Source organism: Sphingomonas sp. NFX23, assembly GCF_049887795.1.
Lineage (GTDB): Bacteria > Pseudomonadota > Alphaproteobacteria > Sphingomonadales > Sphingomonadaceae > Sphingomonas.
This window is the reverse complement of sequence record NZ_JAGEKH010000006.1, coordinates 378,883-396,961: the sequence shown is the minus strand read 5'-3', so window position 1 is coordinate 396,961 and position 18,079 is coordinate 378,883. Positions and strand designations below refer to the sequence as shown.

The 18,079-nt window shown below is 65.9% G+C and carries 16 protein-coding genes; 5 read left to right on the top strand and 11 right to left on the bottom strand.

Annotated features, from left to right (window positions below):
• Window positions 1-104: 104 nt before the first annotated feature.
• Window positions 105-2,378: a CDC48 family AAA ATPase gene (locus J4O76_RS18280; RefSeq protein ID WP_120300751.1), complete on the bottom strand. Its 2,274-nt coding sequence runs from the start codon at window positions 2,376-2,378 to the stop codon at window positions 105-107.
• A 265-nt stretch (window positions 2,379-2,643) separates the two neighbouring features.
• On the opposite strand from J4O76_RS18280, the gene J4O76_RS18275 reads away from it, so the two are divergent.
• Entirely contained in the window at window positions 2,644-3,528 is an 885-nt protein-coding gene (locus J4O76_RS18275; protein WP_426283384.1) for a LysR substrate-binding domain-containing protein, read from the top strand.
• 120 nt (window positions 3,529-3,648) lie between these two features.
• Here J4O76_RS18275 and J4O76_RS18270 read toward each other — a convergent pair whose 3' ends face one another.
• Window positions 3,649-4,107, bottom strand: a complete 459-nt coding sequence (locus J4O76_RS18270) for a peptidylprolyl isomerase (RefSeq protein WP_133020215.1) — start codon at window positions 4,105-4,107, stop codon at window positions 3,649-3,651.
• 108 nt (window positions 4,108-4,215) lie between these two features.
• On the opposite strand from J4O76_RS18270, the gene mgtE reads away from it, so the two are divergent.
• Together mgtE and J4O76_RS18260 are read left to right on the top strand one after the other, a co-directional pair.
• Window positions 4,216-5,625, top strand: a complete 1,410-nt coding sequence (gene mgtE / locus J4O76_RS18265) for a magnesium transporter (protein WP_253071424.1) — start codon at window positions 4,216-4,218, stop codon at window positions 5,623-5,625.
• A gap of 31 nt (window positions 5,626-5,656) precedes the next feature.
• Window positions 5,657-6,061, top strand: coding sequence for a DUF1489 family protein (locus tag J4O76_RS18260; protein ID WP_426283381.1), 405 nt, complete (start codon window positions 5,657-5,659; stop codon window positions 6,059-6,061).
• A 263-nt stretch (window positions 6,062-6,324) separates the two neighbouring features.
• On the opposite strand, the gene J4O76_RS18255 is transcribed toward J4O76_RS18260, so the two are convergent.
• From J4O76_RS18255 to J4O76_RS18230, 6 genes are all read right to left on the bottom strand, one after another.
• Window positions 6,325-7,047 carry a GIN domain-containing protein gene (locus J4O76_RS18255; protein ID WP_426283380.1) on the bottom strand — a complete coding sequence of 241 codons (723 nt, stop codon included), beginning with the start codon at window positions 7,045-7,047 and terminating at the stop codon, window positions 6,325-6,327.
• Between the two features lie 49 nt (window positions 7,048-7,096).
• Entirely contained in the window at window positions 7,097-7,828 is a 732-nt protein-coding gene (locus J4O76_RS18250) for a head GIN domain-containing protein (RefSeq protein ID WP_426283378.1), read from the bottom strand.
• 169 nt (window positions 7,829-7,997) lie between these two features.
• Complete coding sequence (locus J4O76_RS18245; RefSeq protein ID WP_056053923.1) at window positions 7,998-8,531, bottom strand: CarD family transcriptional regulator; 534 nt, start codon at window positions 8,529-8,531, stop codon at window positions 7,998-8,000.
• A 202-nt stretch (window positions 8,532-8,733) separates the two neighbouring features.
• Window positions 8,734-9,075, bottom strand: a complete 342-nt coding sequence (gene fdxA, locus J4O76_RS18240) for a ferredoxin FdxA (protein ID WP_031393648.1) — start codon at window positions 9,073-9,075, stop codon at window positions 8,734-8,736.
• A gap of 242 nt (window positions 9,076-9,317) precedes the next feature.
• Complete coding sequence (locus J4O76_RS18235) at window positions 9,318-9,626, bottom strand: RNA-binding S4 domain-containing protein (protein ID WP_426283376.1); 309 nt, start codon at window positions 9,624-9,626, stop codon at window positions 9,318-9,320.
• The gene (locus tag J4O76_RS18230; RefSeq protein ID WP_426283374.1) at window positions 9,619-12,111 is read right to left on the bottom strand and encodes a helicase-related protein; all 2,493 of its coding nucleotides are present in this window, start codon (window positions 12,109-12,111) and stop codon (window positions 9,619-9,621) included. The genes J4O76_RS18235 and J4O76_RS18230 overlap by 8 nt, the downstream gene beginning before the upstream one ends.
• 406 nt (window positions 12,112-12,517) lie before the next feature.
• Between J4O76_RS18230 and J4O76_RS18225 the strand changes: the two genes are divergently transcribed.
• Together J4O76_RS18225 and J4O76_RS18220 are read left to right on the top strand one after the other, a co-directional pair.
• Complete coding sequence (locus J4O76_RS18225; RefSeq protein ID WP_426283372.1) at window positions 12,518-14,044, top strand: peptidoglycan DD-metalloendopeptidase family protein; 1,527 nt, start codon at window positions 12,518-12,520, stop codon at window positions 14,042-14,044.
• Window positions 14,045-14,199: 155 nt separating this feature from the next.
• Window positions 14,200-14,514: a YdeI/OmpD-associated family protein gene (locus J4O76_RS18220; protein WP_426283370.1), complete on the top strand. Its 315-nt coding sequence runs from the start codon at window positions 14,200-14,202 to the stop codon at window positions 14,512-14,514.
• Between the two features lie 86 nt (window positions 14,515-14,600).
• Here the strand turns inward: J4O76_RS18220 and J4O76_RS18215 are convergent, their stop codons facing one another.
• The 3 genes from J4O76_RS18215 to J4O76_RS18205 form a co-directional block, all read right to left on the bottom strand.
• Window positions 14,601-16,271, bottom strand: a complete 1,671-nt coding sequence (locus J4O76_RS18215) for an ATP-binding protein (protein WP_426283502.1) — start codon at window positions 16,269-16,271, stop codon at window positions 14,601-14,603.
• 124 nt (window positions 16,272-16,395) lie between these two features.
• Entirely contained in the window at window positions 16,396-17,154 is a 759-nt protein-coding gene (locus J4O76_RS18210; RefSeq protein WP_426283368.1) for a TIGR02186 family protein, read from the bottom strand.
• Window positions 17,155-17,164: 10 nt separating this feature from the next.
• Window positions 17,165-18,079, bottom strand: a complete 915-nt coding sequence (locus J4O76_RS18205; protein WP_426283367.1) for a sulfite exporter TauE/SafE family protein — start codon at window positions 18,077-18,079, stop codon at window positions 17,165-17,167.

Sequence of the window (18,079 nt, the reverse complement as noted above, 5' to 3'; positions counted from 1 at the left end):
TACCAAATGGTACAACATGGCCATGCCGCGTGCAACGATGATCCCGGTGGCCGGCTCGCTACGCCCATCTTCCCACCCGGCGGGAACCGGGTGGGAAGCGAGGATCAGTCGTCCGCCTTGCTGGGGAACGCGAAGCCCAGAGGCTGGATCGCCGTCGCGTCCTGCTTCAGGCGGGCGGCCATCTGTTCGTATTCGCGTTCGGTTTCCGGGGTCACGCTGGCACGCGACTCTTTCAGCGCGCCTTCGAAGTCGGCCATCGTCACGTCGGTCGAGTCGATCGAGCGGCGCAACGCCACCAGGCCGGCGCGGCGGACGACGTCCTCCAGATCCGCACCCGAGAAGCGGTCGGTGCGGTCTGCAAGACGGTCGAGATCGACGTCGGACGCAAGCGGCATCTTCTCGGTCTGGATGCCGAGGATGCGACGACGGCCGGCCTTGTCGGGGACACCGACATAGACGAGTTCGTCGAACCGACCGGGACGCAGCAATGCCGGATCGATCAGGTTGGGCCGGTTGGTCGCGCCGATCACGACGACCGATTGTAGCTCCTCAAGCCCGTCCATCTCCGCGAGAATCGTGTTGACGACACGCTCGGTCACCTGCGGCTCGCCAGCACCGCTGCCCCGTGCGGGCACCAGTGAATCGAGCTCATCGATGAAGATCACGCACGGCGCGACCTGGCGTGCGCGCTGGAACAGGCGGGCGATCTGCTGTTCGCTTTCGCCGTACCATTTGCTCAGCAGGTCGGACGATTTGGTGGCGATGAAGTTCGCCTCCGCCTCGCGCGCGACCGCCTTTGCGAGCAACGTCTTGCCGGTGCCGGGGGGGCCGTAGAGCAGGAAGCCCTTGGCCGGGCGGATACCGAGACGGCGGAACGCGTCTGGGTTCTTGAGCGGGAGCTCGACGCCCTCCTTCAGCCGCATCTGCGCGTCGTCGAGACCGCCGACATCGGCCCACCGCACGGTCGGCGCCTGCACCATCACTTCGCGCATGGCCGAGGGCTGGACGCGCTTGAGCGCCCCCAGAAAATCCTCGCGCGTGACCGACAATTCGTCGAGCACCTCGGGCGGGATCGTCCGCTCCTCGAGGTTGAGCTTCGGCATGATCCGGCGGACCGCCTCGATCGCCGCCTCGCGGGTCAGCGCGGCGAGATCGGCACCCACGAAGCCGTAGGTGGTGCGCGACAGCTCGTCGAGGTCGACGCGGTCGCCGAGCGGCATGCCGCGCGTGTGGATGCCGAGGATCTCGCGACGGCCGCGCTCGTCCGGCACGCCGACGACGATCTCGCGATCGAACCTGCCCGGACGACGGAGTGCTTCGTCGATCGCCTCGGGACGGTTGGTGGCGGCGATCACGACGAGGTTCGCACGTGATTCGATGCCGTCCATCAGCGTCAGCAACTGCGCGACGAGACGCTTTTCCGCCTCGCCCGACACCTGGCCACGCTTCGGCGCGATCGAATCGATCTCGTCGATGAAGACGATCGAAGGCGCTGCCTTCGCGGCTTCCTCGAACACTTCGCGTAGGCGCGACTCGGACTCGCCGTACGCCGAACCCATGATTTCCGGACCGTTGATCAGGAAGAACTGTGCGTCGGATTCATTCGCGACAGCGCGCGCGAGGCGGGTCTTGCCGGTACCGGGAGGGCCATGAAGCAAGACGCCCTTGGGTGGATCGACACCCAAACGCTGGAAGAGTTCGGGATAGCGGAGCGGCAGTTCGACCATCTCGCGCAACTGGTCGATCGTCTGCGCCATGCCGCCGATATCGTCGTAGGTGACGTCGGCGCGGCGAGCGGCCTGCGGCTCTTCATACTCGGAGCGGAGTTCGATCTCGGTATTCTCGTCGATGTGTACCACGCCCTTGGGGCTGGCGGCGATCACCGCGAGGCGGATCTCCTGCAACGCGTAGGCCGGCGCGTTCATGAACTGCTGGACGCCCGGCGGCATGTTGCCGACGCGCTGATGCCCCGCGGTCGCGACGATATCGCCCTGGCAGATCGGCCTGCCGAGGAACGTGCGCTTGAGCGCGTTGGTCGAACCCTGGAGGCGAAGGTTCTGCTGCGCCGGCGCGAAGACGACGCGGGTCGCCGGTTTCGATTCGGCCTTGCGCACCTCGACGTAATCGCCCGAGCCGACGCCGGCATTGGCGCGCTGGAGGCCATCGAGGCGGAGAATGTCGAGACCCTCGTCCTCCGGATACGGACCGACGGCGCGCGCTGGTGTGTTCTGCTTACCGAGAATCTCGATGACGTCGCCTTCGCCGATGCCGAGCGTCGCCATCAGCGCGCGCGGCAGGTGCGCCAGGCCGCGGCCACTGTCTTCGGGACGCGCGTTGGCGACCTGAATTTTGCGCGTGGGGATTTCGCTATCGGCCATGTCGACTCCATTCGATCTCGTAGCGTCCGAGATAGGGGGCCGGTTCCAGCCTTGTCAGGGGTTGAAAACACAAAAAAAGGGCCGGCCAATGAAGGCCAGCCCATGAAAGTTTTTAGGAGAGGATGCCTAAAAGGCGAGGTCTTTTTGCGTCGAGACGGTTCGTGTTGCAAGTGCGAAGGGATCAGCTACGATTGCGCTAACTGCAATCGCATGCATGAATGCGTCCAGCGGTCGTTGTCACACTCGTCGATTCGAAAGAGGAATCATGCGCAGGCTGCCGCCATTGGGGGCTATCGAGGCGTTCGTGCAGGTCGCTCGGCTGGGGTCGATCAAGGCCGCCGCCGAGGATCTGGCACTGTCCGCACCTGCGCTCAGCCGGCGTGTGCAAAGCCTTGAGCGGTTCATCGCCAAGCCGCTGTTCGCGCGGCGGCATCAGGCGATGGTGCTGAATGCGGATGGGGAGCGGTTGCTGGCGCAGATCGCACCGGTGCTCGATTCGCTGTCGGACGCGGTCGAATCGCTGACCAGCACGACCGAGGTGCTGCGGCTGCGTCTCGGGATCCTACCGCTCTATGCGTCGCAGAAGCTGTTCCCCAAGCTGGGCGAGTTGCGCACGTCGCATCCCGAGCTGCATCTCGATATCGATACCGCGGCGCATCTGGTGTCGCGGCTCGGCGATGGACTCGACGCGGTGATCGCCCTGTCGCGCGAGATCGATCCGGCCTTCTACGCGCGGCGACTGGATCGCAATTCGGTCTATGTGATCGGTGCGCGGAGCCTGTTGGAGCGGGCGGACCCGATCACGCGGCCCGAACAGCTCTCGACGCTGACGGCGCTGGTGCACCGCGACATGACGGATACGTTCACCGCGTGGCGGACGGCGGCGGAGCTAGACGATATCGAGCCGCTGGCGATCGATCATTTCGATTCGGGCGCGCTGATGCTGGAGGCTGCCGCGCAAGGGCTCGGCGTCGCGTTCATGCACGCGAGCCATTTCGAAGATGCGAATGATCCGCGACTGGTGCGGCTGTTCGATATCGAGGTGGAGAGCCCGTACAGCTACTGGTTCGTATGCCGCCCGCGAGCGTTGCAGACCAAGCCAGTCAAGCTGTTCCACGACTGGCTGATACGGACCGTAGCGGAGGTATGACCGCTGCTCCCCTCCCGCTTGCGGGAGGGGTCGGGGGAGGGGCGTACCTCACGCACCGGACGCCGGTACGTACGTCGCGCCCTCCCCTAGCCCCTCCCGCGAGCGAGAGGGGAATTCAGCTTACGCAGCGCGTGCCTTGACGATCTTGCCCGGCGAACGCGGGGGCTCGCCCTTCGGCAGCGCGTCAATCAGGTCCATGCCGTCGGTGACTTCGCCCCAGACGGTGTACTGCTTGTCGAGGAAGCGCGCGTCGTCGAACACGATGAAGAACTGCGAGTTCGCCGTGTCGGGCTGGTTGGTGCGCGCCATCGAGCAGACGCCGCGGACGTGCGGCTCGGCCGAGAATTCCGCCTTGAGGTTGGGCTTGCTCGACCCGCCGGTGCCGTCGCCGCGACCACCGTCACCGCCCTGCGCCATAAAGCCCGGGATCACGCGGTGAAAGGGTACGCCGTCGTAGAAGCCTTCGTTCGCCAGCTCGACGATCCGCTCGACGTGCTTGGGCGCCAGATCTGGACGCAGCTTGATCGTGACATCGCCGCCATCGAGGGTCAGCGTCAGCGTTTCGGGGGTGTCAGCCATTCATGTTCTCCTGAATTGATGCGCGGCAGATAGGGAGCCGCACTCCGACTGGCAAATGCGCGCCGGCCGCGTTAGGGCCCAACCGCGCATCTTTTAAGGGAGGCAGCCATGAGCGAACTCGAGCTTCCCGAGGTCGAAACCGACACCCAGCCCGAAAACCAGCTCGATCGCGACGACCATCTGCGGCCCGAATTCGTGCGGGCGGTGCTCGATGCGGTCGAGGACGGCGACGACGAGGCGGCGCGTACGCTGGTCGAACCGCTGCACCCGGCCGACATCGCCGATCTGTTCGAGCTGACCCCGCAACAGGATCGCGCGGCGCTGGCCCGGGCGGTCACCGACCTGCTTGACGGCGACGTGTTCGCCGAGATGAACGATTACGTCCGCGAGGATCTGATCGATGCGCTCGAGCCGCACCAGGTCGCCGATCTCGCCTCCGAGCTCGATACCGACGATGCCGTCGCGATCATCGAAGACATGGACGAGGACGAGCAGCGTGCAGTGCTGCGCGCGCTCGACCCGGACGACCGCGCGGCGATCGAGGAGGCGCTGAGCTACGCCGAGGAGTCCGCCGGTCGCCTGATGCAGCGCGAGCTCATTGCGGTCCCCGAGCATTGGACCGTCGGCGACGCGATCGATTATCTGCGCGGCCACGAGGAGCTGACGACCGATTTCTGGGAGATCTTCGTCGTCGACCCTGCGCACAAGCCGATCGGCACGTGCCAGCTGTCATGGATGCTGCGCACCCCGCGCGGGATCGCGATCGCCGACGTGATGAAGCGCGAGCAGACGCTGATCCCGGTCGACATGGACCAGGAGGAAGTCGCGCTGCGCTTCCAGAAATACGCGCTCATCTCGGCGGCAGTCGTGGATCATGGCGGCCGACTGGTCGGGATGATCACGGTCGATGATATCGTTCACATCATTTCGGAAGAAGCGGGCGAGGATACGCTGCGTCTCGCGGGTGCAGGCGACGGCGACATCAACGAGCCGATCCGGCTGACGGTGCGGACGCGGTTCACGTGGCTGGTGGTCAATCTCGGCACCGCGATGGTCGCGTCGTCGGTCGTGGGGCTGTTCCAGGGGACGATCGCGAGCTTCGCGCTGCTCGCGGTGCTGATGCCGATCGTGTCGGGAATGGGCGGCAATGCCGGCACGCAGACGCTCGCCGTGGTGGTCCGCGCACTGGCGACCAACCAGCTGACGAGTTCGAACACCGCGCGGATGATCGGCCGCGAGTTCCGCATCGCGGCGGCGAATGGCGTCATGCTGGGCGCGCTGATCGGACTCGGGACGTATCTGATCTTCCACAACCAGAATCTGTCGATCGTGATCGCGGCGGCGATGCTGACCAACAACATCGTCGCGGGCTTAAGCGGCGTGCTGGTGCCGGTGACGCTCGACAAGTTCCGGATCGACCCTGCGGTATCGTCGGCGGTGTTCGTTACGACGATGACCGACACGATGGGATTCTTCTCGTTCCTCGGGCTTGCATCTTTGTGGGGTCTACACGGTTGATCGTCCGGTATTAACGCCCATTTCCAACGCTATGCCGCTCCACCTCACCAAAGTCGCGTTCGGCGCGGAAAGCGTCGACCATCTGGCGGAGCGGTTCCGGCTGCGTGGCGAAGAGGGGCCGGTGTTCCTCACCACGCGCTATCTGCCCAAGCGGCATGAGGAGGTCGCTGGTCAGGGTTCGATGTTCTGGATCCTGAAACACCAGCTGATTGCCCGCTCGCCGATCCTCGGGTTCGGCGAGGCCGAGGAGGGCCGCGTGGCGATCCACATCGATCCGAAGCTGGTGCTGGTGCAGGCGCGGCCGAAACGCGCGCATCAGGGGTGGCGGTATCTTGAAGGGGCAGATGCGCCGCTCGATCTGGGCGGCGATGCGACCGGGTTGGACGTGATGCCGCCCGCGCTGATGACCAAGCTGGCGGAATTGGCGCTCATTTAAGGGGTGGGAGCCAGAACTCGTCGAGGTTCATCCCACCCGACGATAAACTCCACCGTCATCCCCGCGCAGGCGGGGATCCATGTCCTCAGAGGATAGCGATCTCAGTGTGAGGTCAGCCAGTATGGGTTCCCGCCTCCGCGGGAATGACGACACACGTTCGGAAGGTATGAGGGCCGATACGGATAGGGTAACTCGCTCGATCCAGATGCGGATATCGCCCGGGAGAGGTCGGTGTGGATGGGGCAGCAGCACACCATCCCCTTCTACGGAGCAGAGACTCCCGCCGCCGGCTTCCCACACACCACCGGCCCACCGGCCGCTGCATCGACGCGGCATTTCGCGTTGCCGGTGATCGTGACCGTTCCCAGCCCGCTGTTCGTCACCTGCGCCGTGTAGCGCGCCGCCGCCTTCGTCTCGCCGACGCCGTCGAGGTGGACGGTCAGATCGTTGACCGCCAGCCCCGATGCGTCGATCGCGCCCGGCCCGCTCGTCACGAGGCGCGCGCGCGCCGCGCGGCCGGCGAGCGTCATCTGGCCGGCGCCGATCAGCGTCGCGTTCAGCTGATCGGTATCGGCCGCCGCGAGGGCCAAGCTCCCGTTACCGCTGACCGTCACGTCGACGCGCATGCCGCGCATCTTCGCGATCGTGAGCCGCCCGCCGGCCGCGACGCTGGCCGAGGTCAGCTCGGGTGTCGAGAGCGTCACGACGGACGGCCCCGCCCCGCCGCCGCCACGCGTCTGCTCGCCCCAGCCGCCGGTGCCCTTGCGCACCGACAGCGTGGTACCATCGACCCGGACGGCCACATCGTCCCCCCTGCCCAGGCCGGTGATGGTCGCACGCGGAGAGCCGATCGTGACGCGGACCTCGAACGGCCCCTCGACCCGCACACGATCGAAGCTACCGACCGAGACCGTCCGGCTCGTCGCGGAAGACTGGGCGAATGCCGGCGAGGACAGGAGCAGCGACGCGGCGAGCAGATATTTCATACCCGCGAACGTCGCCGGTTATGTACCCCCGCGCAAGTCCGGCGGCGACTTACCGCCCGCAGCGGACACGCCCCGAGCCCATCTTGGAGATCGTGCAGCGGGATTGCGGCCCGAGATCGACGTCACCCGAGCCCAACATGGCGACCTTCGCAGCGCCGTTCACCACCGCGCGCACGCTTCCCGAACCGGCGATCTCGACCGTCGCCGATTGCGCCTCAAACCGGGTGCCGTCGAGATCGCCCGAGCCTGCGATGTCCACCGTCAGATCGCGTGCCGTGCCGCTCGCGTGCGCGGTACCCGATCCGGCGATCGAGAATTTCGCAACGTCGACCTTGATCGCGGCGATGTCGAGATTGCCCGATCCGGCGATTCCGCCTTCGAACCCACCGCCCTCGACACGATCCACGGCCATATTGCCCGATCCAGAGACACTCGCGTCGGTGAGCCGTGGCAGGGTGACGTACACCTTCACTTTGGCCCCCTTGCTCCAGCCCATGCTTGCCCCGTTCTTGCGACCGATATTGAGCGTATCCCCGTCACGCTCGATGCGCAGGCGATCGAGTTGTTCGCTCGGTCCCTCGGCGCGAACCGAGAAGCCGGTACCGACGCGGACGTCGACGTCGTCCGAGCCCCGAAGGTCGATGCCGTTGAAACCGGCAACCTGGAAGGTCCGGGTGGTCCCCGAACCGGCCGCCGCAGCCCCGGAGCCTTCATTGTCGCCGTTCCAGCTGAACGAGCAGGCCGCGAGAGGAATGATCAGTCCGAGCGCAAGAAAGTTCATCGCATCCTCCTGTGTATTATTGATACAATACACCTGCTACGGGGCTGCGCAATGGGAAACTTGTCTGGCCCAAGCTCGCTGAACGGCCCCCTATCTTGAGGAAGGAAGCAGCAGAACGAAAAAGGGCGGCCCCCAGGACCGCCCCTTCGTCTCACAAAGCGCCCAGCAGTTAAGCCGGCACCTTGTCCTTGTTATAGATCGCAGCCGCGGCGCGGAGGATGTCGAGGATCTTCTCCTGCGCCTTGGGCTCGTCGAGCTCTTCCATCGCCGCCAGTTCGCGCGCGAGGCGGCTGGTCGCGCCTTCGAAGATCTGGCGCTCGGAATAGCTCTGCTCGGGCTGGTCGTCGGCACGGAACAGATCGCGGACCACTTCGGCGATCGACACGAGGTCGCCCGAGTTGATCTTCGCTTCATATTCCTGCGCGCGGCGCGACCACATGGTGCGCTTGACCTTGGGCTTGCCCTTGAGCGTGTCCATCGCCTCGCGCATCGTCTTGTCGGACGACAGCTTGCGCATGCCGACGCTTTCGGCCTTGTTGGTCGGCACGCGGAGCGTCATGCGCTCCTTCTCGAACCGGAGGACGTAGAGTTCCAGTGTCATGCCGGCGATTTCCGAGCGCTGGAGCTCGATCACACGGCCGACCCCGTGCTTGGGATAAACGACGAAATCACCGACATCGAAGGACAGTGCCTTGGCAGCCATTTGGGGCCTTTCCGGATCAGGCCTCGCCGCGACGCCTCGACGAAGGACTCGTCGCTGCTGCATCGGGGGAGGGATAGGTCTGTACGTCAAGCGGATGACGTGAATCATCGCGCCCGTCGCGGACCCAAATAGCAGCTTTGCAACAAAATTACCAGCCGAACGTGGCAGGCGGCTTGCCCTTTTCGGGATTCGCCGCCTCTTATCAGTCGCCTGCGCCGGGTTCGGGCGAGAAATACTTGTCGAACTTGCCCTCGACACCCTTCATCGCGTCGGCATCCGGCGGCGTCTGGTTGTCGTTGCGCGTGACGTTGGGCCATTGCGCCGAGAACGTCGTGTTCAGCTCGAGCCACTGCTCCAGCCCGCTCTCGGTATCGGGCAGGATCGCCTCGGCGGGGCATTCGGGCTCGCACACGCCGCAGTCGATGCACTCACTGGGATTGATCACCAGCATGTTCTCGCCTTCGTAGAAGCAGTCGACCGGGCACACTTCCACGCAGTCCATGTACTTGCAGCGGATGCAGGCATCGGTGACGACGTAGGTCATTGCAGAACTCCTGGGCCGGATTCCTTTCCGGCGACGAACGCGCCAGCGACTATGCGCGCCTGCCCCTCGCGTCAATCATAGCAAGCCTTCTGCGAGACGTTATCAGGCTTTCACGTGGCTTGATCCTCCCCTGCAAGGGGGGAGTGGCTGGCACTTGCCAGACGGAGGGGTATCCGAACTATCGATAGGGTGTCACCCCTCCGTCAGTCCTGCGGACTGCCACCTCCCCTTGCAGGGGAGGACTATTCGGAAGCCGGGTCGCGGACGGTACCGGCCGGCGTCTTCCCCGCAATCAGATCCTGATAGCATCCTTGCGCCTCGGGCGCCGGCCCCCGTCGTGCTGGCAGCGCCTCGACCCGGATGACGCGGACTTGGTCGTTGGCTGCGAAGGTCAGCACATTCCCAACCCGCACCGGGCAATGCGCGCGATCGATCGGACGACCATCGATGCGCAAATGCCCCTTCTCGGCGATCGCCTGCGCGGCGCTGCGCGTTTTCGCGAGCCGCACGAACCACAGGAACCGATCGATCCGCATCGCGCCTTCAACCATGGCGGACCAGTGCGGCCAGCCCGGCAAAGGCGTTCTGCTGCGACGGATCGATCGACGTCGGAGCCACAGCCCGCGCCGGCGGACGCCCGCGCCAGACCCAGCGCGGCGTGTCCCCCGCCAGCGCCTTGAACCCGAGTTCGGCCATCAACCGCTCCAGCGACGCGGCATCGACGCCGATCGAGGTTGCCAGCGCAGGATCGGGCGCGAACGGCGTACGCCCATGCCGCGAGTCATGTGCGGCACGCGCGATGCGCTCGATCAGATCTATACGGACCGCCTGAAGTCCAAGCGGACGGAACCCCGCCTCGAGAACCGCACCCTCGCTGCCACGCGCCAGCACGGTCGCCCCATCTCGCGGGGCGGCGATCGTCGTACCGCGGGCCGCCGCGAGAATGCGCCGCCACCGCGCCGACTCGGGCTTGAGCAGCCGCGCGTCGAACAGGTCGAGCGCACCGACCGTAATCCCGATCTTGCGCAAACGCTTGCGCTCGTCAGGATCGATCGCGTCGAGCGCCAGCCGCATCGGCAACCGCGGCAGGATCCCGCCGGCCTCCTCGATCGCACTCGCGACGGCACGCAACGCCGGCGTGGCATTCGGATCACGACTCAGTTCGGCGAGGTGGACCAGCACGGCGATCCGCCGCTTGAGCATCCCCGCAAGCCACAGCGACAGCCGCGCCTCGATCCGATCTCGCGCAGGCTTGTCGAGGCAGTCGAGCGAGCGATCGAGGATCAGCTTCGGCCGTGCGAACGACGGCCCCGCGCTAAGTTTGGCGACCGGATGACCCGCCCAGATGACCTGCGCCGCATCGTCGAGCGCGATATCGGCGTCCGGCGCATCGACCAGCGACTGCCCGCGCCGCGACCGCTCGCCGGTAAGACGCTTTTCCGCCGCCGCGAGCAGGAGACGCTTGTCGCTTGCCCGCGCGTCCGCCGCGACGGTGAAGCGGAACCCGTCGAGTCGACCGATCTGATGATCCTCGACCATCACCTCGCCCTCGGGCCCGATCACCACCGGCAACGCGCCCGCATCCGCGCCGATCTGGCGCATCAATGCGGTCGTGCGCTTGTCGACGAACCGCTGCGTCAGGCTCGCATGCAGTGCATCCGACAGGCGCTCTTCGAGCGCGGCGGTACGCGCGGCCCAGAGCGTCGGCTCGGCCAGCCAGTCCGCCCGTTGGGCAATATACGCCCAGATACGCGTCGCCGCGATGCGCCCGGCGATCACCGGGACGTCACCCGCCACCGTATCGAGCCGCGCGATTTCGTCCGCGAACCATTGGTGCGGGATATGCCCCCGCCCCTCGCTCAGATGCCCGAACACCCGCGACACGAACCGCGCATGCGGATCGAGGCCGACTTTGCGGAAATCGGGCAACCCGCATGCAGCCCACAGTCGCGCGACCATCGCCGGATGCCGCGCCCGCTCGCGGACCCAGCCCTCCTCGGCCAACCGCTTCAATACCCCGAGGTCGAGCGCTTGCGGCGCGGCACGCAAAACGCCGGCAGGCGGGCGCGCCTCCAGACTGGCGATCAGCGCGTCGATACTGGAAAAATCAGGCTCGCCCTGCCGCCAATAAAGGTTTTCGAGACGTGGAAACCGGTGCTCCTCGATCGCCAGCACTTCCTCGGGCAGGAACGCGCCGGGGCCGTCGTCGGACAGCGCGCCGAACGTGCCATCGCGCTGATGCCGCCCAGCGCGACCCGCGATCTGCGCCATCTCGGCCACCGTGAGGCGACGCTGGCGCTTGCCGTCGAACTTATTGAGGCTGGCGAACGCGACGTGCGCGACATCCATGTTGAGCCCCATCCCGATCGCATCGGTCGCGACCAGGTAATCGACTTCGCCCGCCTGGAACATCGCGACCTGCGCGTTGCGGGTGCGCGGCGACAGTGCCCCCATGACGACGGCCGCACCACCGCGAAGGCGCCGAAGCATCTCGGCGACCGCGTACACTTCCTCCGCGGAGAACGCGACGATCGCCGAGCGCTTGGGCAACCGGCTGATCTTCTTCGCGCCCGCGTAGGTCAGCGTCGAGAAGCGCGGCCGGTTGACGATCTCCGCACCTGGGACGAGCTTCTTGATCATCGGCCGCAGCGCTTCGGAGCCGAGGATCATCGTCTCCTCGCGCCCCCGCGCGCGCAGCAGCCGGTCGGTGAAGACGTGGCCGCGCTCAGGATCGGCACCGAGTTGCGCTTCGTCGATTCCGACGAAAGCGACGTCGCGGTCGGGCATCGACTCGGCGGTACACAGGAACCAGCGCGCGTCGGGCGGGACGATCTTCTCTTCGCCCGTGACAAGTGCGACTCGGTTCGCACCCTTGATGGCGACGACGCGGTCATAGACCTCGCGCGCGAGCAGACGCAGCGGGAAACCGATCATGCCGCTGGAATGCGCGCACATCCGCTCGATCGCGAGGTGCGTCTTCCCCGTGTTGGTCGGGCCGAGAACCGCGGTCACGCCAGCGGAGACTTCGTCGCTCATGGCGGGCAACATCGGGGGTAAAGTGGGCTGGCGCAATGACCTGGGTGGAATTGCGCGGTGTCGGCGGGGTGAATGTTGGGTTCGCTCGATTGCTGTACCAGCGGGCGGAGAGGACGCGTTCACTTATATCCAACACCACCCCGGCGAGGCCGGGGCCCAGTTGGGCAGGCCAAGGTGACGAAGCGTGGCCCTATGTTAATCCTGTTTCCCAACCGGGCCCCGGCCTTCGCCGGGTTGGTAGAAAGGTTTGGACGGTCTTCGAACCGGACAGTCAAAAGTCAGGGCATCCTTCTCCAAATCTCGTCCGCCCCGACCCGAGCACGCCCCGCCGCCGCCAAAGCCCACAATCACCCCGGTTAATTTGACTTTAGCATGTTCCCGCCACAACCCGACGCCTGCGCCGGGGATGAAACGGCGCACGAGCATTCGGACGATTTCGGGGCGGGCACGCGTGTATTTGCAGACGGATCAGGCGCTGGAACTGGCGGGCGGCGGGGCACGCGGATTTGGTCGTGCGCTCGATCGGCAACCGGATATCGCGCTAGAGGCTTCCGCCTCGCGGATCGACTGGGTGCCCGATCTCGGCGCACGGATCGGCAGTCGCGACTGGTGGCGCGGCCTCGCAACCTGCACCGTGCTGTGTGCCGCGACCGTCATGCTAGCGCCGGGGTTCAAGCCGCTGGTCGGTGCGGTGCCAGCGCCGCTCGCCGGTGCCGAGTGGGAGGAAACGCACGCGCAGGGCATTGCGCCGCTCGGCCAGGGCGCGACCACCGGGCGGCGGATGGCGGCCAACGATCTCGTCGCGCCGCTCGCCGACGTGCCCGAACGGCCGACGCTCGAACTGTCGGCGACGCTCGGCCAGGGCGATGCGTTCGACCGGGCGCTGATGCGCGCGGGCGTCGGTCGGAACGATGCCGAAGCCGCGGCGGCGCTGGTCGCGCAGTCGGTCGATCCGAAAGCCATCCCCGCCGGCACGCGGATCGCGCTGACGCTCGGACGTCGGCCAGATCGCACCGTCGCGCGGCCGTTGGAGCAACTCGATTTCCGTGCGCGGTTCGATCTGGCGCTGTCGCTGACGCGCGGAGCGGGCGGGCTGTCCGTAAACCGCAAGCCGATCGCGGTGGATACGACCCCGCTGCGGATCCAGGGCCTGGTCGGCTCCAGCCTGTACCGATCCGCGCGCGCCGCCGGTGTTCCCGGAAAGGCCGTGGAGTCGTTCATCAAGGCGATCTCGACGCGACTTTCGATCGGCCGCGACGTGACCTCCGCGGATAGCTTCGACGTGATCGTCGAGCGCGAGCGTGCCGCAACCGGCGAGACCCGGATCGGTGACCTGCTGTTCGCCGGGATCGATCAAGGACGCCGAAAGGTACAGCTCGTCCGGTTCGCGCCGGACGCGGCGAATGTCGATGACGAGTCGAATCGCGGCGGCTGGTTCGATGCGAACGGCCAGACCGAACGCCGCGCCGTTTCTGGCATGCCGGTCACCGGCCGGATCACGTCGAACTACGGCATGCGGTTCCACCCGCTGCTGGGCTTCACCCGCATGCACAAAGGCCTCGACATTGGCGCACCGTACGGATCGCCGATCCACGCGATGACCGATGGCGTCGTAGCATTCGCCGGGCGGACCGGCGGCTATGGCAATTTCGTCAAGCTCGTTCACGGCGGCGGGATGGCCAGCGGATACGGCCATATGAGCCGGATCGCGGTATCGTCGGGCACGCGGGTCCGGCAGGGCCAGGTGATCGGCTATGTCGGATCGACCGGCATGTCGACTGGCCCGCATCTGCACTGGGAAGTGTGGAAGAACGGCGCGGCGATCAACCCGCGCTCGGTCTCGTTCGCAAGCGTCGCGCAACTGTCGGGGGAGAAACTACGCGCGTTCAAGGCAAGGGTCGCCCAGCTGCTGGCAATACGGGTCGGCGTCTAACCATCTGATGAACGTCGACGCGATGCGCGACGGCGGCATCGACGGAATTTGTTGTTGGTTGCCCATTGTGAACCGTGCGCTCGTCATCAACGTGAGGAACGGCTATTCTTCGTGCGAATGGCTCATTGCATTGGGCGACATTGCTCGGAGGATGCGTGGCGAACTCTTTTCTTCACGGCACTGTCCATACCGCCAGCGACGATCTCCAGTCGGCGATCTGCTCCAATCCAAGCCTCTTTGCACTGTGGCAGAGGCTGACGCCGCTCGGCCGGAACGAGTACATCTGCTGGATAGAGGACGCGAAACAGCCGAAAACGCGACAGCGCCGCATAGAGCGTACGGGTCAGGAACTGTTCGAGGGCAAGAAGCGCCCCTGTTGCTGGGCGGGCTGCATTCACCGTACCGACAAGGCTCCGAGCCGATGGCAGCAGGCCGTCCTGATCGACCGAAAAACAAAGACCGGCATGTGATCACGTGCACGATCAGATCCCCTCTTTTACCGGAATACAGCTAGCGACGGGTTATGCTTGTCGATCCCTGCACTGACCGATCGCACCTATTTGCCTTGTGCTCGCCAGCGCTGGATCGTGCGGCCGATGATCTGGTCCTCGCCGCCGACGTCGCGCCACAGTTCGGAGAATAGCGGATCGCCCGAGGCGGGGCGTTTCTCCTCCTCCAATCCGTCGAAGCTTACACGGATCGGGATCGTCACGCCTTCGCCGCAGATGATGCATTCGCGATTACGTAGTGCAGGAATGGAGTCGAGAAACCCTCGCGCACCCTCGGGCATCGCCGCACGGACGAAGGCCTGGTCGCGGTCGTTATTGAGGCGCATCGCGATGATCGTGCCGCATTGCGACAGCACGCCCTCCGCGAGATCCGACGGGCGCTGCGTGATGAGGCCCAGCGACACGCCGTATTTGCGGCCTTCCTTGGCGATTCGGCCGAGGATCCGACCAACCGAACTGTTCGCCTCCTGCCCCGCTGGGATGTAGCGATGCGCCTCCTCGCAGACGAGCAGGATCGGCCGCTGCGGTTCGTTGCGCGACCAGATCGCGAAGTCGAACGTCATCCGCGCGAGCACCGCAACCACCACCGAGGTGATATCCGACGGTACGCCAGAGACGTCGATGATCGAGATCGGCTTGCCGTCGCCGGGCAGGCGGAAGATGCGCGCGAGGAAGCTTGCCATCGTGTCGGCGACGAGCATGCCGGAGAACATGAAGCCGTAGCGCGGATCGGCCTTGATCTCGTCGATCTTGGACTTGAGCCGAAGATAGGGCGCGGTGTCGCCGGCGCGGTCCATCTTGCCCATCTCTGCGCTGATGATCGTCGTCAGATCGCTGAGCATATACGGGATCGGCGCGTCGACGGTGAGCTTTGCGATCTCCTGCCCCAGACGGCTTTTCGCCTTCGCCGCGAGCAGGCATTTGGCGAGGATGTCCGCATCGAACTGCCGCGCGGAGCCGCTGCTGGTCAGGAAGACCTCGCAATGCTCCTCGAAGTTCATCAGCCAATACGGCATCTGCAGGTTCGAAACGTCGTAGATCGCCCCGTTCGATTTGAACGCTGCGGCATATTCGCCATGCGGGTCGATCATCACGATATGCCCCTGCGGCGCGAGTTCGCAGATGCGGTGCAGGATCAGCGCGGCGCTGGTCGACTTGCCCGTGCCGGTCGACCCGACGAGCGCGAAATGCTTGCCGAGCATCGCGTCGACGTACAGCGCGGCGGGGATATCGGTGGTTGGATAAACCGTGCCGATCGTGATGTTCGCACGGTCGTCGGCGGCATAGACCTGCTGCAAGTCAGCAGTGGTGATCGGGAACACCTCGCAGCCGGGCATCGGATAGCGCGTCACGCCGCGGCGGAACCGGTAGAGCTTGCCGGTAAGTTTGTCCTCGTCGCCTTCCCCCAGATAGTCGATCTCCGCGGCGACGCAGGTGCCCGCGGCATCCTCCAGCTTGAGCGAGCGAATGTTGGCGACCAGCCATGTCGCGCCGACGCGCATCTTGATCTGGCTGCCGACTTGTCCGGCCGCTGCGACGACCGGATCGGCATCGTCATGCAGCACCGCGATCGCAGCGCGATCGAGCAGGATGCGGCTGCTCGATCCGGCGATCGCGAAGACGACGCCGACAGGTGCCGCCGCGGCGCCGGCGCCAGCGAATCCGCCCGTCAGGGGTGCCGCGCGCAAGAATGCGCCAGGTCCCGGCATGTCGCTCATTGCCGCAAAGTCTCCAGTCATTTCGGACCGACCCTGCCGCGATAATTGTAAATATCCGATGACGACGGTGTTGAACTTGCTGAGAAAACCGGCGCGTTGGTACGCGTTTAGTCGCTGAGACGCGCTAAACCCTGCGCGCGATCCAGCCCGCTGCCCAGCCGAGGAACACCGACAGCGCAACCGCGACCAGCCCGTACGTTACCGACGAGCGATCCGCGGCGCGCGCGACGAATCGCTCGAAACCCGATTTGCGAATGTCGATGTCGCGTACTGCGGCCGCCAGAACGCGGCCGTCGCGGATCAGGAAGGTCTCCGCAGTAAACCGGCCGACGGGCACGCGGGCGGGTATGGACACGCGCGCACGGTAGAGCACGCCGTCGGTGATCTCGACAGCACGCGGCGCCTCGTAATACAGGCCGGCGCGGCGCTTGAGGTCGACGAGCCCTTTCTGGAAGCGGTCCTGGATCGGCGCCGGCGCGCTCGACGCCGGCGACAATTGCAGGCTGTCGAGGCCGAGCTCGTAGATCGCGCGCGTCCGGTCGTCGACGAGGCGGTCGATCGGTTTTGACGAGGCGATCGCGTAGAAACTGGGGGCGGAGCGGTATCTGAGGCGCGCGGCGTTGACCCAGATGCCGGCGACCTTCTCCTTCTCGCGCATCAGGATCGACTGGGTCGGCCCCTTGACGACGACGACGATGTCGGTGGGTTGCTCACCGGTCGGCAGGCGCCCGCCGGGATAGAGAATTGCGCCGAACAGCAGCAGTTCGGCACCGGTGAAGCTGTAGGCGATCTCGATATTGCGTTGCGACACGTCGGGGACGAGCACGGGCTTGGCCTGCGCCATCAGCAATGGCGTCAGCGCCAGAAGCGGCCACGGCTTCATGTCCCGGCCGTCACGACAGCGTGACCGAGAAGATCTCCTCGGGACGCCAGACCAAGCCCAGCAGGATGCGTGCGCCGACCAGCAGCACCATGACCGCGAGCCCGAGGCGGAGATATTCAGGGCGGAACTTGGTCGCGAACCGCGCGCCGACCTGCGCCCCCACCACCGAGCCGAGCAGGAGCAACGCCGCCAGCACGATGTCGACGGCCTTGGTGGTGGTCGCGTGGACCATCGTTGCCACCGCCGTCACGAACAGCGTCTGGAACAGCGACGTCCCGACCACGACCGACGTCGCCATGCCCAGCAGGTAGATCATCGCGGGGACGAGAATAAAGCCACCGCCGATGCCGAGCAGGATCGTCAGGATGCCGGTAAAGAACCCCAGCAACAGCGGTGCGAGCGGCGAGATATAGAGCCCCGACGCGTAGAAGCGCGTCCTGAGCGGTAGCGCGGCGACGAGCGGGTGATGGCGACGCTTGCGCGCCTTGGGAGGGCGTCCAGTGCGCGCGCGGCCGATCGTGCCGATCGATTCCTTCGCCATCAGGCCACCGATCGATCCGAGCATGACGACGTAGACGATGGCGATCACCGTATCGATCTGGCCGCTCTGCTGGAGTAATCGGAACAGCCACGCACCAAAGAACGAACCCAAGATACCGCCCGCGACAAGAACGCCGCCCATCTTGGTATCGACGCCCTTGCGCCGGAAATGCGCGAACACGCCGGAGACGCTCGCGCCGGTCACCTGGCTCGCGGACGAGGCGGCGGCGACGGTCGGCGGGATGCCGTAGACGATCAGCAACGGCGTCGTCAGGAAGCCGCCGCCGACGCCGAACATCCCCGACAACAGTCCGACTCCCCCGCCGAGCAGGATGATGACGAGCGCGTTGACCGACAGGTTCGCGACGGGAAGATACAGATCCAC